Source organism: Bradyrhizobium sp. i1.15.2 (genome assembly GCF_040548425.1).
GTDB classification, from domain to species: Bacteria; Pseudomonadota; Alphaproteobacteria; order Rhizobiales; family Xanthobacteraceae; genus Bradyrhizobium; species Bradyrhizobium canariense.
Map to the genome: position 1 here is coordinate 726,480 of NZ_JBEPRQ010000001.1, position 24,696 is coordinate 751,175.

Sequence of the window (24,696 nt, forward strand, 5' to 3'; positions counted from 1 at the left end):
CATGGCGAAGCCGGGGAAAACGTCAGCCAAGACGGTCGACGTTGCGGATTCCTACGCCGTGCGGCTGATGCAGCATCTGGTGGTGCCGACCTTCGTGGTCGACCCGAAACGCCGCGTCGTGATCTGGAACAGAGCCTGCGAGCGGCTGACCGGCGTTGCCGCCTCCGAGGTGATCGGCACCAATAAACACTGGCAGGCCTTCTACGAGACCAGGCGCCCTTGCCTCGCCGACCTCGTCGCGCTCGACCGCCCGGAACAGCTGCCGGAGTTCTATTCGGAATATGCCGCGCGCGGCCATAACGGGCTCGGCTTCAGCGCCGAGAACTGGTGCGTGATGCCGAAGCTCGGCAGCCAGCTCTATCTCGCCATCGACGCCGGCCCCATCCACGACGAGGCCGGCCATCTGATCGCGGTGGTGGAGACTTTGCGCGACCTTACCGACCAGAAGCGCGCCGAGATGGCCCTGAAGGAGCTTGCCAGCAAGGACGGGCTGACCGGCCTGTCGAACCGCCGCGCGTTCGACCAGATGCTGATGAGCGAATGGGCCCGCGCCCAGCGGACGCAGAAGCCGGTGGCGCTGCTGTTCGTCGATGTCGATCATTTCAAGCTGTTCAACGATCGCCACGGCCACCAGAGCGGCGACGAGTGCCTGCGCGCGGTCGCGTCCGTCGTCAGCCGGCATGCCGTGCGCCCGCTCGATCTCGCCAGCCGTTATGGCGGCGAGGAATTCGCGCTGATCCTCCCGGACATGGATTGCGACGCCGCCTGCGCCATCGCCGACGAAATCCGCTGCGCTGTGATGGCCTTGCGGATCACCCATGGCGCCACCGGGGCCGGTGACCACGTCACCCTCAGCGTCGGCGTCGCCAGCCACATTCCCGGCGAAACCGACGGCAGCCCCGACCGTCTGCTGGCCGCGGCCGACGAGGCGCTCTATGCGGCCAAACGGCTCGGCCGCAACCGGATCATCTGCGCCGAACGGCTGCTCGCCGAGTTCGCCAAGCTCGGGCGGGACGGCGTGCCGGTTCCGGGCCGCGTCGCCAGAAAATCAGCCTAGCCCGAATCAGCCTGGCAGGAGACGGCGGAAGCGGTTGCCCGGCCCCCGCCAATCGGCTAAATGAACCTCGACTAGCACCCGTAGCTCAGCTGGATAGAGCGTTGCCCTCCGAAGGCAAAGGTCACACGTTCGAATCGTGTCGGGTGCGCCAGTCTCTTCCAGTCCGCGCTGGAGCCCCCACCCGAGTGGCCTTGTTACCGCCCGCGCTCAAGTCATCGCCGGCTCAGCGCAAGCTCAATTCAGCATCGAGATGATCGCCTGGACCTGGTCGGAAGCCGACGTGACCAGTCCGTCGTACGACGTCTGGCCGTGTGCGGCCGCCTTCAGGATGCATTCGGCTACGGCCGCTTTCAGACCGAAGACCGACTGATCGGGCGGCACGCTCGCCATCACGGCCTCCAGCGCCTGACGCATGGTTCGAATGAGTTCGGAGCTGTATTGCATGGACTGTCCTCCGGCGGCTCATATTAGAGCGCATGCCCATGCTTGCCACTCACAAGCCTGAGATTGCTTTTTGATGGACTGGTACATCCCGCAGCGGCGGCCAGCCTGTGTCGACCGCTGAATCACATCACCTCGCGCTTCTCATCGCTCAATTGTATCATCTTGCCATGAGCGAATCCGACACGGTGACCGGCGAGACCTCGCCCGTCCGCAAGATCATCCATATCGACATGGATGCCTTCTACGCGTCCGTGGAACAACGCGATCATCCGGAGCTGCGCGGAAAGCCGGTCGCGGTCGGAGGCTCCGCGGAACGTGGCGTCGTCGCCGCCGCCAGCTATGAGGCCCGCGAGTTCGGCGTTCGCTCCGCCATGCCGTCCGTGACGGCGAAGCGACAATGTCCCGATCTGATCTTCGTCAAGCCGCGCTTCGAGGTCTACAAGGCGATCTCCAGGCAGATCCGCGACATCTTCGCGGAGCATACCGCCATCATCGAGCCGTTGTCGCTCGACGAGGCCTATCTCGACGTGACCGAAAACCTGCAAGGCATTCCGCTGGCACGCGACATTGCACTCAAGATCCGCGAGAGGATCAAGGCCGAGACGGGTCTCAACGCGTCGGCCGGCATCTCCTACAACAAGTTCCTGGCCAAGCTCGCCTCCGATCATCGCAAGCCCAACGGTCAGTTCGTGATCTCACCGGAGATGGGACCCGCCTTCGTCGAGACGCTGCCCGTCGGCAAATTCCATGGGATAGGCCCGGCCACGGGCGCGAAGATGAACGCGCTCGGCATGTTCACCGGTCTCGATATTCGTCGTCAGACGCTGGAGTTCATGAATGCGAATTTCGGCAAGTCGGGCGCCTATTACTACTGGATCTCGCGCGGTGTCGACGAACGGCCGGTCCGGGCCAACCGGGTCCGCAAGTCCATCGGCGCGGAGACCACGTTCTCAAGCGATCTCACCGAATTCGACACGCTGGTCGCCGAGCTCAAGCCGCTCGTCGACAAGGTGTGGCGCCATTGCGAGGCGACGGGCAGCCGCGGCCGCACCGTCACCTTGAAGATCAAGTTTGCCGATTTCGAGATCATCACGCGCAGCAGGTCCGCTCTTTCGCCGGTTGCAGGCCGGGACGATCTTGAGCGGCTGGCTTGCGGTCTGCTCGAAGGCGAGATGCCGCTGCCGAAGAGCGTCAGGCTCCTAGGAGTCTCGCTGTCTTCCCTCCAGGCCGGGGACGATGCGGAGCCGCCGCAACTGACTCTCGGCATCTGAACCAAACTGACGGGCTTTCCGCGGACGCAGACAGCCACGTAGAGCGCGCTCGCCACGCGAATCTACGGTGGCGGGTTTTCAGACTCGCCACCGAAGGTCGATCCCCTGGGCCCGATCAATGCCTCACGTGCTCGAACACGACGATCACGCCGGTCGGCTCGGGCTCGTGCGCCATCAGGCGTGTCAGCTCGGAATCGCCCCAATCGGCGAGGCTGACGACTTCGCCGCTCTGGCGCTCGGTGCCGGGGGGCGCCGTGGGCTCGACGACCTTCAGCCCTGTCTCATCGACGAAGAAAGTGTGTTCGCCGAACATGCTGTTGAGCTGCGGCATGGCGGGATGCTCGTCGGGCAGCACCTGAGCGCCGAGCTGGTTGACGGTCTGCTTCACCTGTTCGGATGTGAGCTTCATGAGCTGCTCCGTTTCTGTCACGTCGGTTTCATTGAGCTGAGCCAGACCGGGCGTTCCCTGCGCCGATGTTCGCCTGGCCTATCTCCCGAACAGGTGCTCCGCACAAATGTTCCCGAAAAATACATTTCGTGATCACGGGTTGCGCCCTGCCGCGCTTGCGGCACGAGATCGCCACAGGACGCACATGATTCGGCATCCCCAGAGCCGAATCCAAGAGCCAAATTCCAAGAGCCGAATTCGCTACTCGCTTCTGTTCTCGCCGACGGACAGCGCGCAGATGCGTGACAGATATGTGTAGGGGAGCCCGGTCTCCTCGGCCCAGGCATTGAACTGCGCCTGCACTTTTGCCAGATCGCCTTTCGACTTGACCACTTCGGCGATGTCGAGACCGGCATCGCGCAGGCAGGCCACGACGTCCCTGGACGTCACAAAGCCGTCCCAGCCGACGAACCGCAGCAGCATCTGGCCGGTATTGCCACCCAACCGGCTGCCGCGCTTGCTCAGGAGATCGAGCAGGCCGATCTGGTCGGATGGCGGCCACTTCGCCAGAAACCTGCCGAAGCTGCCGTGCTCTCTTGCGATCTCCTGGACGAAGGCCGCGTTGTCGCGCACCGACATGATCTTGGCACCGTTGCGCACGATGCGCGCGTCGCGCAGCAGGCCCTCCCAATAATCCTCCGGCTGGAAGGTGAGCTTGGCCGGCTGGAAACGCAGGAAGGCCTCTTCAAACCCGTCCCATTTCGTCTCGATCACGCTCCAGGCAAAGCCCGCGCAAAACACACGCTTCGTCATCTCGGCGAGGATGCGATCGTCACCGCGTTTGGCGAGGCCCTTCAGGTCGGGCTTTTCGGGCATCAGCTTTTCCAGCGCCTTGGCCCCGCCCTTGCGTTTTTCGGCGCGCGCACGAATGGTCTTGAAGGAGGTCATGGGGAGACGAGCTGTTGGGGACACGAGCTGTTGAGGATACGCCACGACATCAGAATTCGATGATCCGGTCCAGCCCGGCGACGCTTCGATACTTGCAGCCGCGGATGCGCCGCAGCATACTGCCCGCGTTGAATTGGCGAGAGACGCGGCTGGTCTGCTTCTTGCGTTCAGATATTTTGCAATTCCGAGCATTCTTGACGTCTCGCCCCTGGATTTCCAATGCGCTGTCTGGTCGTGGCCGACCTGCACTATTCGCTGCCTCAGCTCGACTGGCTCGTCAGCGCCGCTCCGCAATTCGACCTCGTGATCTTCGCCGGCGATGCGCTCGACATCGGCTCGATGGTGGATTTTCGCGCGCAGATCGTGGTGGTGAAGAAGTACCTCGCGCTGCTCGCAGCGAAGACCCGCGTGATCCTCTGCTCCGGCAATCACGATCTCGACGAGCGCAATGCGGAAGGCGAAAAGATCTCGCGCTGGATTTCGGAGGTGCGCGAGTTGGGCATTGCCTGCGACGGCGACGGCCTCACCGTCGGCGACACGCTGTTCACGGTGTGCCCATGGTGGGATGGGCCTCTAGTCAAGCAACGCCTCGTCGCGCAGCTCGGCGCGGCCGCGGCCGGCCGGCCACGGCGCTGGATCTGGATCCATCATGCGCCGCCGGCGGATTCACCGACGAGCTGGGGCGGCAAACGCTTCTTCGGCGACGTCGAGCTGGTGCAATGGATCATGCAGTATCAGCCCTCGATGGTGATCTCGGGGCATGTGCATCAATCGCCGTTCATTACCGATGGTTCGTGGTTCGACCGGCTCGGCCAGACCTGGGTGTTCAACGCGGGCCTGCAGCCGGGCCGACCGCCAACGTATATCGTGCTGGACCTCGATGCGGACAGGGCGTTCTGGCTTGCGGCCGGCGAGGCGCAATGGATCGATCTTGGCGCGCCGCTGCAGCGGCCCGCCGCTCCGATCGAGACGCCGCCCGACTGGCTCACATTCTTGGATCGGATTGCCGATCCGAGCCTGGCGAGACCTCGAGCGGCGGCAGGTTGATCATGCTCTGGAGCACCTCGCCGACCATGGCCAGATGCGTGCCGTGGCCGGCATATTGCTGCTTCAGATCGGCGAGATAGGTGTTGGCGACATTGAGCCGCTGCGCCAGCATCTTGGCGATCAGAAGCGCCACGCCCGCCTCCTGCTTGAGGAACGAGGCGGCATCCTCGAATTCGTAGACGACGGAATCAGAGCAGGCCCGTACGGTCGCAGTGTGCGGCTGCCCCAGCAGCACCGACATTTCGCCCAGCACGGCGCCGGGCTCGGCCACCGTGGCGACCACCATCTCGCCCTTGAGCACTTCGAGCTTGCCCTGCATCAGCACATAGAGATGACCGGTGGTGCCGCCCTCGGCGACGATAAGCGTGCCGGCCGCAACCTGCCGCTCAGTCCCACCGGTGCAATAATCCAGAACTGCGCGCATCCGACCAAAGCTCCCGTCGCAGGGAGATACTAGGGCACGATCGGCGTCGTGCGCTTGCTCAAATTTGTGGCAAGCCCCGCACCCGCCGCAGACGCTTCGCGAGATGGACCGACTGCCAGTCTCCTAGACCGGTATCCTCGAACCCCGCCTTCTTTGCAAGGCCGCGCATCTCGGCGTTCACGCGCGCGGTCTCGGCTGCAATCATCTCGTGACCGAGATCGCTCGCGTGCTTCTCCATGGCTGTCATCATGCGGAGGCCGACGCCCTTGCGCTGAAAGACATCGGCAACGGAGATGGCGAAATCACCATGCCGTGCAGCCGCATCGTAGGCGTATCTGGTTTCGCCGATGATCGTGCCTTGCCCTTCGTGCCTGATCTCGGCGAGCAGGGTGAAGTGACCGGGATGGCTGATCCTGGCGACGCATTCGGCCGCGACCATTGCAAAGTCCGCCCGCGCGCCCATGAAGCGCTTGTTGCGCGATGTCGTGGAGAGGCTCGTGAAATAGATCGAGAGGCCCTCGACATCGAACGCGCTGGCCGGCCTGATACGGACCGTGGCGTTCGCTTCGGCGGACTCGACAATGGCATCCAGCAATAAGCGTAACATGCGCGAGGCTCTCGGCAGGTTGCATCGAATGCAGACCTAGCCGAGACCACGCGCTGACCGCTTGGACGGTGCTGCCAATCTTGCGGCCGAAAACGAACAGTTCGTTCCTCGGTGCCGAGCGTCACACGCGAGAGAGTGAAGGCACCTCCTCCGGCACGATCGCCTGCAGGCCGCCGAAGCGACGCTCGCGGCCGTGGAAGGAGGCCAGGGCCGCGGCGAGATCGCCCGCGTCGAATTCGGGCCACATCCGCTCGGTGAAGTGCAGCTCGGCATAGGCACCTTCCCAGAGCAGGAAGTCCGACAGCCGCTTCTCACCCGAGGTGCGGATGATGAGATCGACATCGCGCAAACCGGCCTCGCCCGTGACGAGCTGCGAAAACGCCTCGCGGGTGAGACTGGTCAGCGCCGCCGCCTTTGCCGCCGCGTTGAGGATGGCATCGCGCGCGGAATAGTCGACGGCGATGCGCAAATGAAGCGAGCTTCCGTGCGCGGTGGCATCTTCCGCACGCGAAATCGCATTGGCAATGCCGTCGGGCAAGCGGTCGCGACGGCCGATCACGGTGAGGCGAACGCCGTTCTTGACCAGGCTCTGCACCTCGTTGGCGAGATAGAAGCGCAGAAGCGTCATCAGCGCGGCGACCTCGGCCTTCGGCCTTCGCCAATTGTCGGTGGAGAAGGCGTAGAGCGTCAGCGTGCCGATGCCCTGCTTGGGCGCGGCTTCGACGATGCGGCGGATCGTCTCGACACCGGCCTCATGGCCGCGCACACGCGACAGGCCGCGCCGCGTCGCCCATCTGCCGTTGCCGTCCATGATGATGCCGACGTGAAGCTTCTCGTTGCGGGACACAAGGTCACTTTGCATTGCAAAGTCTCCGGTCAAAAAAGGGGGAGGATCAGGTCGAGACGATACCGAGGCGGCCGAGCGGCGCCGCTTCGCGGCCGGCAGCCTTGGCGGCGTCGCGCACCAGGCGTTCGAGCACGGCGAGATAGTCGAGGAAGCGGCGGCGGCCGGCCTTGGTCAGGCGGCAGGTCGTGTGCGGGCGATTGCCCTCATAGCCCTTGGTCACCTCGACGAGGCCGGCTTCCTGGAGCACGGCGAGATGCCGGCTGAGATTGCCGTCGGTGAGGCCGCAGAGCTGCTTGAGATCGGCGAACGCCAGACCCTTCGGATGCGCCATCAGCGAGGTCAGAAGTCCGAGCCTCGCCTTCTCGTGGATCACGCGGTCCAGTCCTTCATAAGAGAAGGGTGCGCTGTCAGTCTTCGACATCATGGTCTCCGGATGCGAAATGCAGAATGCCCGCCATCACCGACTGCCCGATTACGAAGGGCACGCCCATGGTCCAGGGCGACAGCGTGTGGGTTTGGCTCGCGAGCACCACCACCGCAAAACCGGACATGAAATACCATGCGCCGGCGAGCGCCACGGTGCGTGGCAGCGAACGGACGGAGGCGAAAATGCCGAGCGACACCAGGATCTGCCACAAGCCTGGCAGCAGCCACAGCGTTTCGCCCGCAAACTTCCACATCACCACCGCAAGCAGCACACCGGCAACGCCTGCAGGCAGGAACTGCTCGACGGCCTGGTGGATCATCGCATCGGCGAGGCCCGAATGATGGCGGCGCGAACGTGCGCGCATCTCGATACCGATGATCAGGCCGGAGAGCGCGGCGGCAATGAACCAGCCGAAGAAGAAACCGAGCGGCTCGCCGGTGGGATCGCCGAGCAGCCAGAATTGCAGGATCGCGGTGAGAAGCGCGACCGCGCCGGTCGCAGCCATCGTCGCCGGGCCGTAGCCGCGGAACGCCGTGCCGGCCGCAATCTGGCTGCGGATCGCCACGATGTCGGCCAGTGCCTTGTCGAGATCGCGCATTGGCAACGCCAAAACCTCGTTCCGCCCATGCTTGCCGGGACTATCGGTCCGGTTACTTTGTACCGCAAAGTATATCGAATCGCAAAGTAAAGGCAAGCCCCGAACGTCGCCCGAGAAGACCTGTCCTCGCCAGACAACTGCCGGTTGCGCGACACCTCCTCCCGCAGATAAGATGCGCGCGAATGCGTTCTGGGGGGAAAAGTATGTGGCTTAAGTCATTCATCGTTGCGTCTTTATTGCAGCTGAGCGTCGTCATCGCAGCGCATGCGGCCGGGCCGTTCGGCAGCGTCAAAATCGGCAACTGGGTCGGCGGTGCGTTCAGCAACGACGAAACGGGAGCCTTCTCGCATTGTGCCGCGACGGCGCCTTATGCCAACGGAGTCATTCTCGTCGTCGGCCAGAATTCTGGGGGCTCGTGGATATTGAGCTTTGCGAGTCCCAGCTACCGCTTCACCAAGGGCGAGAACACCGCGATCGACGTCATCTTTGACGGACAGGAGCAGGCCAGACTGTTCGCCACGGCCAACCAGACGAACATGCTCAGCTCCGTCATGCCTGCGAACGTGGTCCGAACGTTTCAGAAGGCGAGCCTGATGGTCGCGACGAGCGGCCGCACCGTGCTGAATTTCGACCTGACCTCGGCCGGGCCCGTGATTGCGGCATTGGCCAATTGCGTCACCAAGGTCAAAGCCGACGGGCTGAGCAAGGCCGGCGATTTCACAAAGGTTGCCGCCAAGCCGCAGGCCACGCCGGACAAGCAGGCACCGCCAGCCAACGGCAGCAAACCTGCCAGAGCCAAGAGCGGCACCGGCTTTGTCGTGAGCGCCGGCGGACACATCGTCACCAACAACCATGTCATCGATGGCTGCGTCGGCGACATCAAGGGCAATCTCACCGGCGACGCCTCGATGGTGCTGCGCGTCGTGTCGAGCGATGCCAACAACGATCTCGCTCTGTTGCAGGCGCCGTCGACGACCACGTTCAAGGAGTTCGCTCGAATCCGCGACCGCTCGATCCGCTCCGGCGATTCCGTCGTCGCGATCGGCTTTCCGTTCCATGGGCTGCTGACTTCGGATTTCACCGTGACGACTGGCATCGTCAGCTCGCTCAGCGGCATGCGCAACGATTCGCGTTTCCTGCAAATCAGTGCGCCGGTGCAGCCCGGCAATAGCGGCGGCCCGCTGTTCGACACCGCCGGGCAGATCGTCGGCGTCGTTACAGGAAAGCTGGACGGGTTACGGGTCGCCGCTGCGACCGGCAACATCCCCGAGAACATCAACTTCGCGATCAAGACCGGCGCGCTGCGCGACTTCCTCGACAACTCCGTGGTGCCCTACCAGACTGCCGAACCGAAGGGCGAGATCAAGACCACCGACATCGCCGGCAATGCGCGGCCCTATACGATGCTGATCTCGTGCAACGGCACGGAGCAGGCTGAGGCGAAGCGGTAGCGGCAAGGCAGGCGGCGTCTGCGCGGCCGCGGATGGCGCGAACGCGATCCGGGCTACCAGTCAAACCGAGGGTTCCTTAATACGGCGCCACGGGCCGCGTGCGCCGCGACTGCCGCGGTTGCGGCAGGGACGATTGACCGTAGGCGACGAGCGGGTTGGGCCCGCAGGCCATGAGCCGGCCCGACACACTGGCCTGACATTGTCCATAGGTGCTGTAGGTGCAATCGCCGGGATACTCGTACCCGCCGCCCTGGGCACACCAGGGATAGTCGTGCGCCGCTGCCGGCGTGACGGCGGAGAAGCCGGCAAGGAGTGTCGCGCCGAGGCCCAGCAGTGCCAATTGCGTCTTGCGCATGATCCCAACTCCTATCCTCACAGCGCGAGATACGCGCCATATAACATCAGGTTTCGCCACGCCGTTTTATTCCAGATCGACTGGCGCTGACACGCAAGAAACCTTGATACGCAAGAAAAAAGCCCTGCCGAACGGGCAGGGCTCCAATCACGGACATCACAAGATCGCTACTCGACCTTCAGGCCGGCGAACTCGACGACCTTCTTCCATTTCTCGGTCTCGGCCTTGATCTCCTCGCCGAACGCCTCGGGCGTCTGTGCCCGCGGCTCGCCGCCGAGCTCGACCAGGCGTTTGGCCATGTCCGGCTCCTTTATCAGCGTGTTGATCTCGCTGTTGAGCTTGGCAATGATCTCCTTGGGCGTGTTCTTCGGTGCCCCCATGCCGAACAGCGCGCTCGCCTCGTAATCCTTCACGGTCTCGCCGATCGCCGGCACGTCGGGCAGCTGCGGCGAGCGCTCCGCCGTGGTGACGCCGATGGCACGGAGCGAGCCGGACCGGATGTGCTGGATGATCGAGGGCATGTTGTCGAAGATCACCTGCACCTGGCCGCCGAGCATGTCGGTGATCGCGGGCGCGGCGCCGCGATAGGGCACGTGCTGCATCTTGCAGCCCGTCAGCGCCATGAACATCTCGCCGGACAGATGCACCGAGGTGCCGTTGCCCGAGGAGGCCATGTTGACCTTGCCGGGATTGGCCTTCACGTAGTCGATGAACTCGGCGACGGTCTTGGCCGGCACGTCCTTGTTGACGGTCATCACGTTCGGCACGCGCTGGAACGAGGCGACCGGCGCGATGTCGCGCACGAAGTTGAACTTCAGGTTGGTGTAGAGCGAGGCGTTGATGTAATTGGCCGGATTGACCAGTTGCAACGTGTAGCCGTCGGGCTCGGCGTTGACGACCGATTCGGTGGCGATATTGTTGCCGGCACCCGGCTTGTTCTCGATCACGAATTGCTGGCCGAACTTCTCCGACAGCCGCTGACCGATCAGCCGCGCCAGGATGTCGGTCGCCCCGCCCGGCGGATAGCCGACCACCCATTTCACCGGGTGGGTCGGGTAATCGGCGGCAAGGGCCTTCGACAGCGGGCTGGCTGCAAGCGGACTGGCGGCGAGCAGGCTCAGCGCGGTACGGCGAGTGATCATTTCAAGGGTTCTCCCAACGTGTTGTTCTTGAAGCCAGACAGCTTGAAAATGGCGTCGGCGCGGTTGTAACAAAGCTTGCCGCAGGCGGAAAGTGCACGGGGCGCATCACGACGAAAGGATAAGGCATGGCGATCAAGGTCGAAGCCCTCGATCATCTCGTGATCAATGTCGCGGACGTCGCAGTGACCGCCGAGTGGTACGGCAAGATTCTCGGCATGGAAGTCAAGGTGTTCGACCCCGGCGGCGGCAAAGCGCCGCGGACTTCTCTTCAATTCGGTAACCAGAAGATCAACGTCCGGCCGCGCGATGCCGACAAGGTGGAGTGGTTCACCGCGGACCACCAGACCGCCGGCAGCGAGGATCTGTGCTTCCTCACCTCAGCAAGCCCCGACGAGGTGGTGGCGCATTTGAAGGCACATGGCGTCGCGATCGAACAAGGCCCGGTTCTCAAGCAGGGCGCCCGCGGCACGCTGCGCTCGGTCTATTGCAGGGATCCGGATGGCAGCCTGATCGAAATTTCGTCATACGAGGACGGCGGCCGGTAAGGCCAAGCCGCCTGCCCCACGCACCGTCATTGCAAGGAGCCCTGCGACGAAGCAATCCAGACTCTCTCCGGGGAGGGATTCTGGATTGCTTCGCTACGCTCGCAAGACGGCCGAAAGAGCAGGAAGACGCAATCATCAAAACGCAGCCGCGAGCAAGATGCAGGCTGCACGGGAGGACATATGCCGAATTCGCAAGCCGCCGCCGGAATCGTCGGCCCATTCGACGGGCTCGACGTGCCCTGGCTGCTGAAGATGCGGGCCGAGGTGCGCAGCTCACATCCGTTCCTGATCTGGGCGCCGTTCGACGCGCCCGCGCGGCGCTGGAGCTATGGCGAGTTTCACGAGCGGGTCGGCGCGCTCGCGGCGGGACTGGCGAAGCGCGGCGTGAAGCCGGGCGAATATGTGCTCATCCATCTCGACAATTGCATCGAGGCGCTGCTGGCCTGGTTCGCCTGTGTCGAGTTGGGCGCGATCGCGGTGACCACCAACACGCGCTCGGCACCGGCCGAGCTCGACTATTTTGCCGATCATTGCGGCGCGGTCGCCGCGATCACGCAGCCGGCCTATGCCGAGATCGTCGCGCAGAACTGCCGCAACATCCGCTGGATGGCGGTGACCTCGCATGATTCCGGCACGGCGCCCGCAAAACCGGTCTCGCGCGGCGATAGTTTCGAATCGCTGTTCGCCGACAGCGCCGACCGTCCCAGGCGTGCGACCGATCCGCTCGCGCCGTGCAGCGTGCAATACACCTCGGGCACGACATCGCGCCCCAAGGCGGTGCTGTGGACCCACGCCAACGCGCTGTGGGGCGCCAAGATCAACGCCGCGCATGAGGACCTGCACGCCGGCGACGTGCACCAGGCCTATCTGCCGCTGTTCCACACCAACGCGCTGGCCTATTCGATGTTGGCGACGCTATGGGTCGGTGCCACCTGCGTGATCCAGCCGCGCTTTTCCGCCAGCCGGTTCTGGGGCGCCGCGCGCGAGCACGGGTCGACCTGGACCTCGACGATTCCGTTCTGCATGAAGGCGCTGCTCGAGCAGGAGATCCCGAGGGATCACAAATTCCGCCTGTGGGGCACCGCGATCAACGAACCGCCGGCCTTCGCCGCCTTCGGCGTCAAGATCATCGGCTGGTGGGGCATGACAGAGACCATCACCCACGGCATCGTCGGCGAGATCGACCAGCCCAACATCCCGATGTCGATCGGCCGCGCCGCGAGCGAATACCAGATCCGCATCACCGACGATGACGGACGGGCGACCGAGGTCGGCGACACCGGCAACCTCTCGATCAAGGGCATTGTCGGCCTGTCGTTGTTCGCCGAATATCTGCACAACGAGAAGGCGACGCGCGAGTGCTTTGACGAGCACGGCTTCTTCCTCACCGGTGATCGCGTGGTGCGGCTGGAGAACGGCTATATTCGCTTCGGGGATCGCAGCAAGGACATGCTCAAGGTCGGCGGCGAGAACGTCGCGGCGTCCGAGATCGAGCAGGTGATCGCAATGGTCCCCGGCGTGCGCGAGGCCGCCGTGGTGGCGAAGACGCATCCGATGCTGGACGAGGTGCCGGTCGTCTTCATCATCCCGCAGGGCGGCGTCACCGCTGCGCGGCCCGATCTGCATGACAACGTGATGGCTGCCTGCCGCAAGAGCCTCGCCGACTTCAAGGTGCCGCGCGAGATCCGCTTTGTCGACGACATGCCGCGCTCGACGCTGGAGAAGGTGGCGAAGGCGGAGCTGAGGAAGATGGTGGGGTGAGGCGTAAAGTAGGGTGGGTTAGCCGAAGGCGTAACCCACCAACTTCGTCCGGCAAATGTGGAAGCATGGTGGGTTACGCTACGCTAACCCACCCTACGGCTACGACACGGGAGCTCAGAACGACCCCAGCGCCACCGGGCGGAACGCCTGCAATAGCTGCTGGTCCAGCTTGCCGCTCATGCCTTCCATCATCGTGAACGCGCGCGAGTGGGTGAAGGGCATGCGATAGGCGCGCTTCTCCACGAGTGCCGCGTAGATGTCGACGATGGTCGTGACCCGCACGATATCGCTGATCTGGTTCGACGAGAGATTGTTGGGATAGCCGGAGCCGTCGAGGAATTCGTGGTGATGCAGCACAACGTCCAGCATCTCCGGCGGGAAGCCGCCTTGAGCTGCGAGCGCGTCATAGCCGCGGCGCGGATGCTGGCGGACTTCGGCCATCTCCTCGTCGGTGAGCTTGCCGGGCTTGTCGAGCAGCGCGGAGGGAACGAAGGCCTTGCCGACGTCGTGCAGCAGCGCGGCACGAGTCAGCCGGCGCTGGTCGTCCTCGCGCATGCCGAGATGCTGGGCAAAGGAGACCGCAAATCCGGTCACGAACAGGCAGTGCCGATAGCTGCCGACATGGTGGCAGCCCACCGTGGTGAGCCACTCGCGCAGCGAGGAGTGCTTGATCGCCTTCAGGATCTTGCTCTCGGCGGCGATGACGTCGTCGAAGGTCAGGGGCACGCCGAGCGGCAGCTTCTCGAACATCTTCTTCAGCACCGCATGCGCGGCCTCGACGCCGCGGTTGAGCGTCTTGCCGCGATCGGTGGCGTCATAGACGGCGGTGTCGGGGAAGGCTGCGCGGATGCGCTGCAGGATGTCCTCGGGCTGAAGCGGCCGCGAGATGGTGTCGGTGGCGCCCAGCGCCCAGGCCTGCATGGTGCCGTGATGCAGGGCGTCCGCAAGCACGAACAGACGAGGCATCGAACGATAGGCATCGCCGCGCAGCTTGTTGCGCACCCGTTGCACGCTCTCGGGCGAGCGCAGATTGATGTCGACCACGAGGCCGGAGAGATCGCGCGAGGGCTGCTCGGGGAGTTCCTGCGTCGTCACTGTCGCAACGTCGCCGACGGCCTTGAGGATGCTGGCGAGTTCGCTGCTCTCGTCGCTCCGGTCGGAGGCGAGCAGGAGCCGGCGTTTGGCGGCGGGTTTGGCTGAGGCGTTCATGGCTTCCCCAAGAGCACGGGCGTGTTTCGGGCAGAAGCCTAAGCCGGATCAGGTTCTCCGGCCCTTAAGAGGCGTGCTCAATGGAGCCTTCCGGAATTGAGTGCAATTTTAGGGATCTCGGGTTCCATGGCAGGAATGGCGCAAAAAGGGCGAAAACAACCCCATGCACAGTAGGCGGGCCATTGATGACAAAGGGGAATTTCTCCGTCATGGCCGCCTGAAAATGCAAACTAATCCGCCGGAGGTTGACCTCCGGCGGATCATCTTGTTCAGCACGCTAGCCTTACGTCTTCATCACGCCCTTCACGGCTTCGGCGTCGTGAGAGAGAATAAGAAAACAAAAAGGGTGGAAACAATGCCGAGGATCGATCGAGACGGCGTCGGAATCTATTACGAGATCCATGGCGAAGGCCCGCCGCTGCTGCTGACTCACGGTTACTCATCGACCTCGGCGATGTGGCATTGGCAGGTCGAGGCGCTTGCCAGGGACCACAAGCTGATCTTGTGGGACATGCGCGGTCACGGCCAGTCCGATTATCCCGACGATCCCGCCGCTTATAGCGAAGCGCTCACGGTCGGCGACATCGCGGCGATCCTGGATGCGGTCGGCACTGAGCGCGCCATCATCGGCGGGCTGTCGCTCGGCGGCTATATGTCGCTTGCCTTCGCTCGCGCGCATCCAATGCGCGTTCGCGCGCTGCTGATCATCGACACCGGACCGGGATTCAAGAAGGACGATGCACGCGAGGCCTGGAACGCGCGGGCGCTCGCCACTGCCGACAAGCTCGATCGCGAAGGGCTCGACGTGCTGAAGGCCGCAACGCGCGAGCGCGCCACCGCGAGCCATCGCAATGCCAAGGGATTGGCGCTCGCCGCACGCGGCATGCTGACCCAGCGCGATGCGAAGGTGATCGAGCTGCTGCCGGAGATCAAGGTGCCCAGTCTGGTCGTGGTCGGCGCCGACGACACACCGTTCCTCGCCGCGTCGGACTACATGGCCGCGAAAATTCCCGGCGCACAAAAGGTCGTGATCCCCGCCGCCGGACACGCCGTCAACATCGACCAGCCCAAGGCTTTTATTGACGCGGTGCTGCCTTTCCTGAAGAACTTGCCGGAATAGGACGATCGGACGGGAACACGGCAATGAAGCGAGCGATGTTGGCTGCGGGCGCGGTGTTGCTGTCGGTATCCGCGCAGGCCGAGCAATTCGGCGGGACACCGCCCCGCCTGCCCTTCGTCGCGACGTTGTCGAACAACACGCCGCTCGCCTTCGGCATGGATGCAGGGCAAACCGCGCGCGCCCTCGGCCAGCCTCTGCAATATGTGCGCGGACGCCCCGGCAACGAGATCTATCTCGCGCTTCGCAACATCGGCGGCAGCGGACTGATCTCCAACCGTCACCGCCTGTTCCTGCAGTTCCGTCATGGCCGGCTGGCGGGATGGAAGGAGGATTACGGCGAGAACTGGATGTGGGAGTGAGGTGGGCGCGCAACCGCCTCCCCTCATCCTGAGGAGCTTGCAAAGCAAGCGTCTCGAAGGATGAAGGCCCCGCTGCTGCATCTCGGCCTCTATCCTTCGAGACGCGCGCGAAGAGCGCGCTCCTCAGGATGAGGAGAGAGAGCGGAGTTCGTGATCGACGATCAACAAGAAGGACAACCCGCGTGGGACAAGACATCAGACTGACCGCCTCCGATAATTTCCAGCTCGGCGCCTATCGCGCTGATCCCGCAGGCCCCCCGAAGGGCGCGGTGGTGGTGATCCAGGAGATTTTTGGGGTCAACCATCACATCCGCTCGGTCTGCGATCGCCTCGCCGGGGAAGGCTATGTCGCGATCGCGCCGTCGATCTTCGACCGGACCTCGCCGGGCTTCCAGTCGGGCTACACGCCTGACGAGATCGCCGAAGCGCGCAAATTCGTCGCCAATCCCGACTGGGACGCGATGCTGCGCGACACGCAAGCCGCGATCGATGCGGTGAAGAGCGTCGGCCCGGTCGGCATCATCGGCTTTTGCCTGGGCGGCAGCGTCGCCTTCGTCGCGGCGACGCGGCTGTCGGGCCTGAAGGCCGCGATCGGCTATTACGGCGGCGCCGTCGTGCGCTTTGCCGACGAAACACCAAAAGTTCCGACACAGCTGCATTTTGGCGAAAAGGATGCCGGCATTCCCCTGACCGACGTCGAGACCATCAAGACGAAGCGGCCGGACGTGGAAATCTTCGTCTATCCGGGCGCGCAGCACGGCTTCCATTGCGACGAGCGGGCGAGCTACGACAAGGCCAGCGCCGACATCGCCTGGCCGCGCAGCATGGAATTTTTCGCGAAGCATTTGCGATAGCGCGGCTGATCTCTCCACCGTCATTCCGGGCTCGCGCTCCGGAATGACGAGGGCGGAGAGCAGGAATCGGGTGGCTGCATCCTGCCGGGCGGCGATAGAGCTGGCTGATCAAGCCAACTCACGCCGGGAGATCGTGATGCAGCAGGCCAATACGAACATCGTCATCCGCAATCCGTTCGGCACCATGGACGTTCCCGGTCCTGACGATCGCGAGGTCATGGACTATGCCGCAACCGCCTTACTTTCGGGCGATGCGGCCGACGTCAACGCGGCGCATTGGGCAGACATTCAGGCGCCGTCCGATCCTCTGGAAGGCCCGTGGGCCAGCCGCTGGAATGGCGGCGCCGATCCGACCATCGCCGGCGATACGCCGGAGACGTGGAAAGACGGGCGCGCGGAGGTGCGGGTCGCAGGCGGACGCATCTATCTGCGCTTCGATTGGGATCACGGCCGACGGCACGGGCTGATCGATGCTGCGCGCGAGGGCGCGCGCCTGGTCGGGAAATACATCAACCTAACCAATCCAGCGATCACGCGGCCATGGATCGGGCGCGTGGTCGATGCCGCGCGCATCGATGGATGTTTTCCGAACGGGCGGCTGGATTTCAGAAGGTGAGCTAGAGCTTCGGTTCTGATTGCATCAGAACCGAGGCTCTAGATTCTTTTTTGACGCGTTTTCTTCACGCGAACCGGTATCCACTTCGCTCGAAAACGCTCTAGAACCAGCGCTCGCCGACAAATACGGTGTCGCCCGGCGCCAGTGGGGTGCCGAGCGGCACCACGGCGCGCATGGCGCCGCCGGCTTCGGTATGCGTGACGGTGACCACATCGCGCTTGGCGCGTGGCGAGAAGCCGCCCGCGATTGCCACGGCGCTTTCGACCGTCATGTTCGGCACGTACGGATACTGGCCGGGCGCGGAGACTTCGCCGAGAATGAAGAACGGGCGATAGGCCTCGATCTCGACGGCGACCGAGGGCTCGCGGATGTAGCCGTTGCGCAGCCGTGCGGCGATCTCGCCGGCCAGACCCGCCGGCGTGCGGCCGCGTGCCGGCACGCCGCCGATCAGCGGCATCGTGATGGAACCGCCGGCGTCGATCGCGTAGCTGTTGGTGAGACCTTCCTGGCCGTAGACCACGACGCGCAGCCTGTCGCCGGCGTCGAGATGGTAGGAGGAATCGTAGCGGACCGGCGCCGCCATCGGCGCGGCATAACCGACCGGCATGGGCGCGGGCGAAGAGGCAAAGGAATTGCGCAACGCCCCGATGGCGCCGCCACCGTCGCCGACGACGACCGGCTGAGGCGCGTAATAGGGCTGGCCATAGGCCATGGAGTCGAGATCGGCGCGCGGCTGCATCACCGCGACGGGGCCGGCGGTCTGCATGCAGCCGCCAAGGCCAAGCGCGGCGGACGCTGCCAGGGACGCTGCCAAGATCGACCATCGAAACGCGCGTGCAACCGGCACCGGACTTATCCCTCGAAACGAGACAGATCCAGTGATGCACCGGTTATGGTTAATAAAGCGTTGAGGGGCGGGCGGCGCGACGATGCGGCTGCGGCGCAGTGCGCTCCCTCTCGCTTGCGGGCGCGGCTAGCGCATATGGCCTTTTGGGCCAAGCTGAACAAGCGCCTCGTCCTTCGAGACGACCGCTCCGCGGTCTCCTCAGGATGAGGCTAATCGGCATCGGTGCCTGCTGGCACTATTGCCGCAGACGCCGTCCTCATCCTGAGGAGCCCGCCTAAAGCGGGCATCTCGAAGGATGGGCCACAGGAAACTGCTCTCAAATGCGCCGACCTCTCCCGCAAGCGGGAGAGGTGCACCACCTTCGCGGCTGGCTTACGCGCTCACACCGACGCCGATCGGGCAGGACACGCCGGTGCCGCCAAGGCCGCAATAACCGGCGGGATTCTTGGCCAGATATTGCTGATGATAGTCCTCGGCAAAGTAGAATTGGCCGGCGGGTGCGATCTCGGTGGTGATGGTGCCGAGACCTTTTGCAGCAAGCGCTTTCTGATAGAGCGCCTTCGATTGATCGGCCGCTTTTTTCTGCGCGTCTGAATAGGTGTAGATCGCGCTTCGGTACTGCGTGCCGACGTCGTTGCCCTGACGCATGCCCTGCGTCGGGTTGTGGCTCTCCCAGAACGTCTTCAACAGCTTCTCGTAGGACACCTTGGTCGGATCGAACACGACCAGCACCACTTCGGTGTGACCGGTGCGGCCCGAGCAGGTCTCTTCATAGGTCGGGTTCGGCGTGTGGCCGCCGGCATAGCCGACGGCGGTGGTGTAAACGCCGTCGCCAAGCTCCCAGAACTTGCGCTCGGCGCCCCAGAAGCAGCCGAGCCCGAACACCGCCTGCTCGAGGCCGGCGGGATAAGGCGGCTGCAACTTCGTGCCGTTGACGAAATGGGTGGTCGCGGTCGGAATGGCTTGCGCACGGCCCGGCAGCGCTTCATTGGCGCTCGGCAATGCGGTGGTCTTGCGCATGAACAGCATGGACGGATCTCCGGGAACGAGCTGTCCGTCGCCGAGGACAAGCTATTGAGCCAAGGCGATGAACCAAGCGCTCAGGCGACGTGCTCGCGATCAGGTGGGAATATAGGTCTTTACGCGCAAAGGGGCAGCCCTGTTACGCCGCGCGCGGCCGCTTCAGTCGCGCGAATTGAAAGCTCAATCCCGGGAATTGAAAGCTCAATCCCGGGAATAGCCGATCAACGGCTTGCGCGGGCGGAACAGGATCATCAGGAGGATACCGAGAATGCCGAGGACGGCGAAAACCGGCTGATCCAGCACCAGGCGGATCACCGAGGTCCAGATCCAGGGCGCCTTGGCCTCGACCCAGGTCCGGAACGCCGTCTGGCTGGCCTGATTGATGTCGTTCCAGAACTGGCCGAAGCGGGTGAACCGCAGGGTCTGGTCGGCCACCCAGCGGGCGCCGTCATAGACCATGAAGATGAACCCGCCGGCGAGCAGCAACAGCCCAATCAGTCGGAAAAAGCCGCGGATCATGCCTCACCCTCTATAGTCGTCCGATCGGACGACCCTCGGAACGCCGCCAGCCAATACAAGGGAGACGGCAGAAATTCAACCTCTTCAGGGCGTTACGGCACTCATCCCTGGCCTGAGGGGCTGCTTGTCCAGCCCGGGAAAGCGTTGACGGTGCCAAAGACCCTCTCTATAAGGGCGCCAACTGGCGGCGGGCGCAATCCTGCCGCCGCTGTTCTTTGAGCAGATGCAGGCTCCTTGGGCTGAGAGGCTCCCTGGGCCTCAGAGACGGCCCGCAAGGCTGTCGCTCACGTTCCGGGAACAGCCTAGCAACCGAACACCCTAATTCCGAGCGTCGATTACGCGGTCAAGCAAGCCGGCGCTACCCGACCAAGACGCGACCGGTACCCGCAAAGGACATTGAGACCATGGCCAATACCACTTCCGCCAAGAAAGCGACGCGCAAGATCGCCCGCCGCACCGCCGTCAACAAGTCGCGCCGCACCCAGATGCGCGGTGCCGTGCGTAACGTCGAAGAAGCCATCAAGACCGGCGACCGCGCCGCTGCCGTGACGGCGCTGGCGAATGCCGAGCCCGCCTTGATGCGCGCCGCGCAGCGAAACATCATTCATAAGAACAATGCCAGCCGCAAAGTCTCGCGGCTTACCGCGCAGATCGCCAAGCTCGCCAAGTAAGCTCGCGAGCGTTCTGGCACGCCGTCCGATCGCGTCGTTCGATCGGACGATCCGGCCGCACATCGCACACGTCAAACAGCCCGGCATCGCGCCGGGCTTTTTTGTTGCCTGTCATATTCACGCAAGTAGTCACGCTGCGAGCGACCTTCGATCGGAGGATTGCGACGTTTGCACCATGATGCGCCCGTAGTTTTACCTGCGAATGGTTTTGCAACAGCGGAAACTTCCACCGCGGTGCAAAAAGTCCTTGCGAGGTGGGCACAAGTTGAATTCGCGCGCCTGCGAGTTCTGCACACCGTAGTTTCCCCGGATCGCGAGACGCAATGGAGTTACCCTGTGAAACGAGACTCAAAAAACGATGTCTCGCTAACAACTTATCGACATAGTGACGCCAAGCATTTGGAAAACTCGCCCGCGCGTCGCGCGCGTGACGCTTTTGTAAAAAATTTTTGGCGGTGACGGAGAATTGTCACATCAAACGCGGCATCTTCGATTCTGTGCACGAATCCAAAAACTTGCTCTGAAGCCTGTGCACAAGTCCGCGTGGCGTTAACGCAGATCAAGATTTTTGATGCCTCAAGTCTGAATCAATTCCGTTGCGAGTCTTTCCGCATAGTGTATTCCTTAAGGCGTCAGCGGCGCCCACGATCTTGAGACCAGCGCGGTATCGGAAACGGGGCGAGCGTGCAAATCGGCGGCGATGTGCACGTAGGCGGCGCTTCAACAAGCGATTGTCGGATCAAAACCCACAGCAATGTGGGAACGGTAGCTCTTTGTCTGAATGTCTCCAAGCGGGATCTTTCTCTCGCGCTTAAGAGACATCTTGAAAGCTGCCCCGACAGGCATGATGGCGAGGCCGAGCGGACGACGAGTACACGGGCGGGCATCCGATGAAGACGCGGGTGTCGTTTGGACACGCAGGACCTTGTCGCGAGCAATCACGGCAGGATGGGGAGGTATCATGTCTTACGAACTCAACGCGGTATTGAAACACATTTCGACTTCCAGCATTTCGACTTCCAGCGACGCCGTTTTAGATTCGTCGGACACCAAGCCTCCCGCGTGTCACGGAGCGCCGAGTACGCGCTGACCTCGCGACCCCTCCATCTCTAGACATTGCTGATCGGATGCGGCGTTTCCGCCGAACGGTCGAGCCATGCCTGCAGGTGAAATCGCTTGAGGTCCCGCCATTGCAAATATCCCGGCAGGTATCCCTGGCAGGAACTCTGCATGGCGCTCACCACGCAACCTTATCTCTCAAGAAAAGTTCTCAAATGATGACAACCCCGGAACAGGATCGCTGGTCACGCGTGAAGAGTCGGCTGCGCTCGAACGTTGGCGAGGACGTCTATACGAGCTGGTTTGCGCGCATGGATCTGGAAGGCGTCCAGGACGAGAGCGTGCGTCTGTCGGTGCCGACCCGCTTCCTGAAGAGCTGGATCCAGGCCCATTATGCCGAGCGCGTGCTGTCGTGCTGGCAGGCCGAGATGCCCGAAGTGCATCGCATCGATCTCACCGTTCGCACGGCCGTGCGCCCCGTGATGCAGCAGAAGGAAGCGCCCGCGCCGGTCGAAACGCGCCGCTCGCCTGCGCCGGAGCTGCGTTCGACCGCGACCGCGCCGGTCTCCGCCAATCATGATGCGCTCGGCGGCTCGCCGCTCGATCCGCGCCTGACGTTTGCAAGCTTCGTCGTCGGCCGCTCCAACACGCTGGCGCATGCGGCTGCGCGTCAGGTCGCCGAGGGTCGTCGCGGCGATCCCGTCATGTTCAATCCGCTCTACATTCATGCAGGCGTCGGCCTCGGCAAGACGCATCTCCTGCAGGCGGTGACCTGGGCCGGCAATTCCGGCAACGAGCGCAAAGTGCTTTATCTCACTGCAGAGAAATTCATGTACGGCTTCGTCGCCGCGCTGAAGACGCAGACGGCGCTCGCCTTCAAGGAAGCGCTGCGCGGCATCGACGTGCTCGTGATCGACGATCTCCAGTTCCTGCAGGGCAAATCGACTCAGGCCGAGTTCTGCCACACGCTGAATGCGTTGATCGATGCCGGCCGCCAGGTCGTGATCGCGGCCGACCGTCCGCCGTCCGATCTCGAAAGCCTCGACGACCGCGTGCGCTCGCGGCTGGCCGGCGGCCTCGTGGTCGAGATGGCCTCGCTTGGCGAGGAGCTGCGGCACGGTATTCTCAAGTCGCGCGTCGCCGCGGCCCGCGCCCATCATGCGACCTTCGAGGTGCCGGAGGAGGTGCTGACCTATCTGGCCCGCGCCATCACCCATAACGGCCGGGATCTCGAAGGCGCGATCAACCGCCTGCTCGCACACTCGAAGCTCAACAACCGGCCGGTGACGCTGGAGATGGCGGAGCACGAGGTGCGCGACCTGATCCGGCCGCAGGAGCCGAAGCGGATCAAGATCGAGGACATCCAGCGCGTGGTGGCACGGCAGTATAATGTCAGCCGCTCCGACCTCTTGTCCTCGCGCCGGACCGCCAACGTGGTTCGTCCGCGTCAGGTGGCGATGTATCTCGCCAAGACGCTGACCCTGCGATCGCTGCCGGAAATCGGCCGCCGCTTCGGCGGGCGCGACCACACCACGGTGCTGCACGCGGTGCGCAAGATCGAGGCCCTGGTTTCCAAGGACACGGCGCTGTCGGACGAGGTCGAATCGCTCAAGCGCCAGCTTCAGGAATAAACGCCTAGGCCTTCTCCTTCCTTCCCGCCGCCCCGGCCCTGCCTGGGCGGCGGCCTTCCTCTGCCTGGGCGGCGGGCCCCGTCTTTGCGGGTAAATCGTGGGGAACCATCGCGCAATCCCTTGAAACGGATGACTTTACGCGCCACCTTGCGCGACCCTGACGGCTTTGGTCATATCGGCTGGATGATCCGGCTTTCCGGGGTCTTCGGTGCCGTGGCGCGCGTCCCGCCGCCCGGCTTTTCCAGATTTGTGTTTCCTTGGGGATCGGGCGAGTAGTGCAATGAAGGTTACGGTCGAACGCGCGCAACTCCTGAAGTCGCTGGGCCACGTCCACCGCGTGGTCGAGCGCCGCAATACGATTCCGATCCTCGGCAACGTGCTTGTTAGGGCCGAGAATGCGAAATTGTCGCTGAAGGCGACCGACCTCGACCTCGAGGTCACCGAAACGCTCGCGGCGGAAACCGCGACCGCGGGCTCCACCACCGTGCCGGCGCACATGTTCTACGACATCGTGCGCAAGCTACCGGACGGTTCGCAGATTGTGCTCGAAGCCGACGGCGACCGCGCCGTGCTGGCGATCCGCGCCGGCCGCTCCCGCTTCACCCTGCAGACCCTGCCGGAGAATGATTTTCCGGATCTCGCCGCCGGCGACATGTCGCATTCGTTCAGCCTCGCCGCCAAGGACGTCAAGCGGCTGATCGACCGCACCCAGTTCGCGATCTCCACGGAGGAGACCCGCTACTATCTCAACGGCATCTATCTGCATGCCGCGGGCTCCGCCAAAGCCGCCACCCTGCGCGGCGTCGCCACCGACGGCCACCGCCTCGCCCAGCTCGACCTGGTCCAGCCCAAGGGCGCCGAGGGCATGCCCGGCGTGATCGTGCCGCGCAAGACGGTGGGCGAGGTGCAGCGCCTGATCGAGGACAACGAGGCCGAGGTCACGATCGAGCTGTCGCAGGCCAAGATCCGCTTCACCATCGGCAATGTGGTGCTGACCTCGAAGCTGATCGACGGCACCTTCCCCGATTACGGCCGCGTCATCCCGCAGGGCAACGATAAGGAGCTCGTCGTCGACAAGAAGGATTTCGAGAACGCGGTCGACCGCGTCTCGACGATTTCCAGCGAGCGCGGGCGCGCCGTGAAACTCTCGCTGTCGCCGGGCAAGCTGGTGCTGTCAGTGACCAATCCGGATTCCGGCAGTGCGACCGAAGAGCTCGAAGTCGAATACGCTTCCGACGCCCTCGATATCGGCTTCAACTCCCGCTATCTGCTCGACATCGCCGCCCAGATCGAAGGCGACGTCGCAACGCTCCGGCTCGCCGACCCGGGCTCACCGACCCTGGTGCAAGACCGCGACGACAAGAGCGCGCTCTACGTGCTGATGCCGATGCGGGTGTGAGGGCTACCGGCTCCCCTTCGCATCGACTACATCCGTCATGGCCGGGCTTGTCCCGGCCATCCACGTCTTTGGAGGAC

At 63.8% G+C, this 24,696-nt stretch carries 27 protein-coding genes and 1 tRNA gene; 14 read left to right on the top strand and 14 right to left on the bottom strand.

The annotated features are described in order from the left end of the window. Position 1: 1 nt before the first annotated feature. Both ABIB80_RS03385 and ABIB80_RS03390 read left to right on the top strand, forming a co-directional pair. Entirely contained in the window at positions 2–1,057 is a 1,056-nt protein-coding gene (locus tag ABIB80_RS03385) for a sensor domain-containing diguanylate cyclase (RefSeq protein WP_007598218.1), read from the top strand. 74 nt (positions 1,058–1,131) lie between these two features. Continuing rightward, positions 1,132–1,208 (top strand) — tRNA-Arg (locus ABIB80_RS03390). A gap of 83 nt (positions 1,209–1,291) precedes the next feature. On the opposite strand, the gene ABIB80_RS03395 is transcribed toward ABIB80_RS03390, so the two are convergent. Continuing rightward, positions 1,292–1,501 carry a hypothetical protein gene (locus ABIB80_RS03395; RefSeq protein WP_007598219.1) on the bottom strand — a complete coding sequence of 70 codons (210 nt, stop codon included), beginning with the start codon at positions 1,499–1,501 and terminating at the stop codon, positions 1,292–1,294. Between the two features lie 167 nt (positions 1,502–1,668). On the opposite strand from ABIB80_RS03395, the gene dinB reads away from it, so the two are divergent. After that, positions 1,669–2,772 carry a DNA polymerase IV gene (gene dinB / locus ABIB80_RS03400; RefSeq protein WP_007598220.1) on the top strand — a complete coding sequence of 368 codons (1,104 nt, stop codon included), beginning with the start codon at positions 1,669–1,671 and terminating at the stop codon, positions 2,770–2,772. A 115-nt stretch (positions 2,773–2,887) separates the two neighbouring features. Here the strand turns inward: dinB and ABIB80_RS03405 are convergent, their stop codons facing one another. Next, on the bottom strand, positions 2,888–3,181 hold the full coding sequence (locus tag ABIB80_RS03405) for a hypothetical protein (protein ID WP_007598221.1): 294 nt from the start codon (positions 3,179–3,181) through the stop codon (positions 2,888–2,890). 240 nt (positions 3,182–3,421) lie between these two features. Further along, positions 3,422–4,108 carry a DNA-3-methyladenine glycosylase I gene (locus ABIB80_RS03410; RefSeq protein ID WP_007598224.1) on the bottom strand — a complete coding sequence of 229 codons (687 nt, stop codon included), beginning with the start codon at positions 4,106–4,108 and terminating at the stop codon, positions 3,422–3,424. A 219-nt stretch (positions 4,109–4,327) separates the two neighbouring features. Here ABIB80_RS03410 and ABIB80_RS03415 point away from each other — a divergent pair, with 219 nt between their 5' ends. After that, entirely contained in the window at positions 4,328–5,155 is an 828-nt protein-coding gene (locus ABIB80_RS03415; protein ID WP_007598225.1) for a metallophosphoesterase family protein, read from the top strand. On the opposite strand, the gene ABIB80_RS03420 is transcribed toward ABIB80_RS03415, so the two are convergent. From ABIB80_RS03420 to ABIB80_RS03440, 5 genes are all read right to left on the bottom strand, one after another. Continuing rightward, a complete protein-coding gene (locus ABIB80_RS03420; RefSeq protein ID WP_007598226.1) occupies positions 5,094–5,579 on the bottom strand; it encodes a Crp/Fnr family transcriptional regulator in 486 nt (161 codons plus the stop codon). The genes ABIB80_RS03415 and ABIB80_RS03420 overlap by 62 nt on opposite strands. 58 nt (positions 5,580–5,637) lie before the next feature. Continuing rightward, on the bottom strand, positions 5,638–6,186 hold the full coding sequence (locus ABIB80_RS03425; RefSeq protein WP_007598227.1) for a GNAT family N-acetyltransferase: 549 nt from the start codon (positions 6,184–6,186) through the stop codon (positions 5,638–5,640). A 121-nt stretch (positions 6,187–6,307) separates the two neighbouring features. Beyond that, positions 6,308–7,048, bottom strand: coding sequence for a di-trans,poly-cis-decaprenylcistransferase (locus tag ABIB80_RS03430; RefSeq protein WP_007598228.1), 741 nt, complete (start codon positions 7,046–7,048; stop codon positions 6,308–6,310). 31 nt (positions 7,049–7,079) lie between these two features. Beyond that, a complete protein-coding gene (locus ABIB80_RS03435) occupies positions 7,080–7,454 on the bottom strand; it encodes a winged helix-turn-helix domain-containing protein (protein WP_007598229.1) in 375 nt (124 codons plus the stop codon). Then, on the bottom strand, positions 7,441–8,058 hold the full coding sequence (locus ABIB80_RS03440; protein ID WP_007598230.1) for a hypothetical protein: 618 nt from the start codon (positions 8,056–8,058) through the stop codon (positions 7,441–7,443). Before ABIB80_RS03440 ends, ABIB80_RS03435 begins: the two co-directional genes overlap by 14 nt. A gap of 203 nt (positions 8,059–8,261) precedes the next feature. Between ABIB80_RS03440 and ABIB80_RS03445 the strand changes: the two genes are divergently transcribed. Then, positions 8,262–9,509, top strand: coding sequence for a S1C family serine protease (locus ABIB80_RS03445; protein ID WP_007598231.1), 1,248 nt, complete (start codon positions 8,262–8,264; stop codon positions 9,507–9,509). A gap of 76 nt (positions 9,510–9,585) precedes the next feature. On the opposite strand, the gene ABIB80_RS03450 is transcribed toward ABIB80_RS03445, so the two are convergent. Beyond that, on the bottom strand, positions 9,586–9,864 hold the full coding sequence (locus tag ABIB80_RS03450; RefSeq protein WP_007598233.1) for a DUF3551 domain-containing protein: 279 nt from the start codon (positions 9,862–9,864) through the stop codon (positions 9,586–9,588). 167 nt (positions 9,865–10,031) lie between these two features. Next, positions 10,032–11,006 (bottom strand): Bug family tripartite tricarboxylate transporter substrate binding protein, encoded by a 975-nt coding sequence (locus tag ABIB80_RS03455; RefSeq protein ID WP_007598234.1) that lies wholly within the window; start codon positions 11,004–11,006, stop codon positions 10,032–10,034. Positions 11,007–11,131: 125 nt separating this feature from the next. Here ABIB80_RS03455 and ABIB80_RS03460 point away from each other — a divergent pair, with 125 nt between their 5' ends. Together ABIB80_RS03460 and ABIB80_RS03465 are read left to right on the top strand one after the other, a co-directional pair. After that, a complete protein-coding gene (locus ABIB80_RS03460; RefSeq protein ID WP_007598236.1) occupies positions 11,132–11,551 on the top strand; it encodes a VOC family protein in 420 nt (139 codons plus the stop codon). Between the two features lie 180 nt (positions 11,552–11,731). Further along, a complete protein-coding gene (locus tag ABIB80_RS03465) occupies positions 11,732–13,312 on the top strand; it encodes an ATP-dependent acyl-CoA ligase (protein WP_007598237.1) in 1,581 nt (526 codons plus the stop codon). A 114-nt stretch (positions 13,313–13,426) separates the two neighbouring features. Here the strand turns inward: ABIB80_RS03465 and ABIB80_RS03470 are convergent, their stop codons facing one another. Then, a complete protein-coding gene (locus tag ABIB80_RS03470; RefSeq protein WP_007598238.1) occupies positions 13,427–14,521 on the bottom strand; it encodes an HD-GYP domain-containing protein in 1,095 nt (364 codons plus the stop codon). A gap of 355 nt (positions 14,522–14,876) precedes the next feature. Here ABIB80_RS03470 and ABIB80_RS03475 point away from each other — a divergent pair, with 355 nt between their 5' ends. From ABIB80_RS03475 to ABIB80_RS03490, 4 genes are all read left to right on the top strand, one after another. Further along, a complete protein-coding gene (locus ABIB80_RS03475) occupies positions 14,877–15,641 on the top strand; it encodes an alpha/beta fold hydrolase (RefSeq protein ID WP_007598240.1) in 765 nt (254 codons plus the stop codon). A 23-nt stretch (positions 15,642–15,664) separates the two neighbouring features. Beyond that, positions 15,665–16,000, top strand: a complete 336-nt coding sequence (locus tag ABIB80_RS03480) for a hypothetical protein (protein WP_007598242.1) — start codon at positions 15,665–15,667, stop codon at positions 15,998–16,000. A 182-nt stretch (positions 16,001–16,182) separates the two neighbouring features. Continuing rightward, entirely contained in the window at positions 16,183–16,854 is a 672-nt protein-coding gene (locus tag ABIB80_RS03485; RefSeq protein ID WP_007598249.1) for a dienelactone hydrolase family protein, read from the top strand. A gap of 136 nt (positions 16,855–16,990) precedes the next feature. Further along, positions 16,991–17,470, top strand: coding sequence for a hypothetical protein (locus ABIB80_RS03490; protein WP_007598251.1), 480 nt, complete (start codon positions 16,991–16,993; stop codon positions 17,468–17,470). Between the two features lie 100 nt (positions 17,471–17,570). On the opposite strand, the gene ABIB80_RS03495 is transcribed toward ABIB80_RS03490, so the two are convergent. From ABIB80_RS03495 to ABIB80_RS03505, 3 genes are all read right to left on the bottom strand, one after another. Then, positions 17,571–18,317, bottom strand: coding sequence for a polysaccharide biosynthesis/export family protein (locus ABIB80_RS03495; protein WP_035993830.1), 747 nt, complete (start codon positions 18,315–18,317; stop codon positions 17,571–17,573). 372 nt (positions 18,318–18,689) lie between these two features. Next, positions 18,690–19,346 (bottom strand): peptide-methionine (S)-S-oxide reductase MsrA, encoded by a 657-nt coding sequence (gene msrA / locus ABIB80_RS03500; RefSeq protein WP_007598255.1) that lies wholly within the window; start codon positions 19,344–19,346, stop codon positions 18,690–18,692. A 195-nt stretch (positions 19,347–19,541) separates the two neighbouring features. Beyond that, positions 19,542–19,859, bottom strand: coding sequence for a hypothetical protein (locus ABIB80_RS03505; protein ID WP_007598257.1), 318 nt, complete (start codon positions 19,857–19,859; stop codon positions 19,542–19,544). A 404-nt stretch (positions 19,860–20,263) separates the two neighbouring features. Between ABIB80_RS03505 and rpsT the strand changes: the two genes are divergently transcribed. From rpsT to dnaN, 3 genes are all read left to right on the top strand, one after another. Continuing rightward, positions 20,264–20,530 carry a 30S ribosomal protein S20 gene (gene rpsT, locus ABIB80_RS03510; RefSeq protein ID WP_007598259.1) on the top strand — a complete coding sequence of 89 codons (267 nt, stop codon included), beginning with the start codon at positions 20,264–20,266 and terminating at the stop codon, positions 20,528–20,530. A 1,277-nt stretch (positions 20,531–21,807) separates the two neighbouring features. Continuing rightward, the gene (gene dnaA / locus ABIB80_RS03515) at positions 21,808–23,220 is read left to right on the top strand and encodes a chromosomal replication initiator protein DnaA (RefSeq protein WP_035995355.1); all 1,413 of its coding nucleotides are present in this window, start codon (positions 21,808–21,810) and stop codon (positions 23,218–23,220) included. 280 nt (positions 23,221–23,500) lie between these two features. After that, positions 23,501–24,619 (top strand): DNA polymerase III subunit beta, encoded by a 1,119-nt coding sequence (gene dnaN / locus ABIB80_RS03520; RefSeq protein WP_007598262.1) that lies wholly within the window; start codon positions 23,501–23,503, stop codon positions 24,617–24,619. Positions 24,620–24,696 lie beyond the last annotated feature (77 nt).

Excerpts from the sequence above, each read along its gene's own strand:
- ABIB80_RS03385 (WP_007598218.1), top strand. The coding sequence starts at position 2 with ATGGCGAAGCCGGGGAAAACGTCAGCCAAGACGGTCGACGTTGCGGAT.
- ABIB80_RS03395 (WP_007598219.1), bottom strand. The coding sequence starts at position 1,501 with ATGCAATACAGCTCCGAACTCATTCGAACCATGCGTCAGGCGCTGGAG.
- dinB (WP_007598220.1), top strand. The coding sequence starts at position 1,669 with ATGAGCGAATCCGACACGGTGACCGGCGAGACCTCGCCCGTCCGCAAG.
- ABIB80_RS03405 (WP_007598221.1), bottom strand. The coding sequence starts at position 3,181 with ATGAAGCTCACATCCGAACAGGTGAAGCAGACCGTCAACCAGCTCGGC.
- ABIB80_RS03410 (WP_007598224.1), bottom strand. The coding sequence starts at position 4,108 with ATGACCTCCTTCAAGACCATTCGTGCGCGCGCCGAAAAACGCAAGGGC.
- ABIB80_RS03415 (WP_007598225.1), top strand. The coding sequence starts at position 4,328 with ATGCGCTGTCTGGTCGTGGCCGACCTGCACTATTCGCTGCCTCAGCTC.
- ABIB80_RS03420 (WP_007598226.1), bottom strand. The coding sequence starts at position 5,579 with ATGCGCGCAGTTCTGGATTATTGCACCGGTGGGACTGAGCGGCAGGTT.
- ABIB80_RS03425 (WP_007598227.1), bottom strand. The coding sequence starts at position 6,186 with ATGTTACGCTTATTGCTGGATGCCATTGTCGAGTCCGCCGAAGCGAAC.
- ABIB80_RS03430 (WP_007598228.1), bottom strand. The coding sequence starts at position 7,048 with ATGCAAAGTGACCTTGTGTCCCGCAACGAGAAGCTTCACGTCGGCATC.
- ABIB80_RS03435 (WP_007598229.1), bottom strand. The coding sequence starts at position 7,454 with ATGTCGAAGACTGACAGCGCACCCTTCTCTTATGAAGGACTGGACCGC.
- ABIB80_RS03440 (WP_007598230.1), bottom strand. The coding sequence starts at position 8,058 with ATGCGCGATCTCGACAAGGCACTGGCCGACATCGTGGCGATCCGCAGC.
- ABIB80_RS03445 (WP_007598231.1), top strand. The coding sequence starts at position 8,262 with ATGTGGCTTAAGTCATTCATCGTTGCGTCTTTATTGCAGCTGAGCGTC.
- ABIB80_RS03450 (WP_007598233.1), bottom strand. The coding sequence starts at position 9,864 with ATGCGCAAGACGCAATTGGCACTGCTGGGCCTCGGCGCGACACTCCTT.
- ABIB80_RS03455 (WP_007598234.1), bottom strand. The coding sequence starts at position 11,006 with ATGATCACTCGCCGTACCGCGCTGAGCCTGCTCGCCGCCAGTCCGCTT.
- ABIB80_RS03460 (WP_007598236.1), top strand. The coding sequence starts at position 11,132 with ATGGCGATCAAGGTCGAAGCCCTCGATCATCTCGTGATCAATGTCGCG.
- ABIB80_RS03465 (WP_007598237.1), top strand. The coding sequence starts at position 11,732 with ATGCCGAATTCGCAAGCCGCCGCCGGAATCGTCGGCCCATTCGACGGG.
- ABIB80_RS03470 (WP_007598238.1), bottom strand. The coding sequence starts at position 14,521 with ATGAACGCCTCAGCCAAACCCGCCGCCAAACGCCGGCTCCTGCTCGCC.
- ABIB80_RS03475 (WP_007598240.1), top strand. The coding sequence starts at position 14,877 with ATGCCGAGGATCGATCGAGACGGCGTCGGAATCTATTACGAGATCCAT.
- ABIB80_RS03480 (WP_007598242.1), top strand. The coding sequence starts at position 15,665 with ATGAAGCGAGCGATGTTGGCTGCGGGCGCGGTGTTGCTGTCGGTATCC.
- ABIB80_RS03490 (WP_007598251.1), top strand. The coding sequence starts at position 16,991 with ATGCAGCAGGCCAATACGAACATCGTCATCCGCAATCCGTTCGGCACC.
- msrA (WP_007598255.1), bottom strand. The coding sequence starts at position 19,346 with ATGCTGTTCATGCGCAAGACCACCGCATTGCCGAGCGCCAATGAAGCG.
- ABIB80_RS03505 (WP_007598257.1), bottom strand. The coding sequence starts at position 19,859 with ATGATCCGCGGCTTTTTCCGACTGATTGGGCTGTTGCTGCTCGCCGGC.
- rpsT (WP_007598259.1), top strand. The coding sequence starts at position 20,264 with ATGGCCAATACCACTTCCGCCAAGAAAGCGACGCGCAAGATCGCCCGC.
- dnaA (WP_035995355.1), top strand. The coding sequence starts at position 21,808 with ATGACAACCCCGGAACAGGATCGCTGGTCACGCGTGAAGAGTCGGCTG.
- dnaN (WP_007598262.1), top strand. The coding sequence starts at position 23,501 with ATGAAGGTTACGGTCGAACGCGCGCAACTCCTGAAGTCGCTGGGCCAC.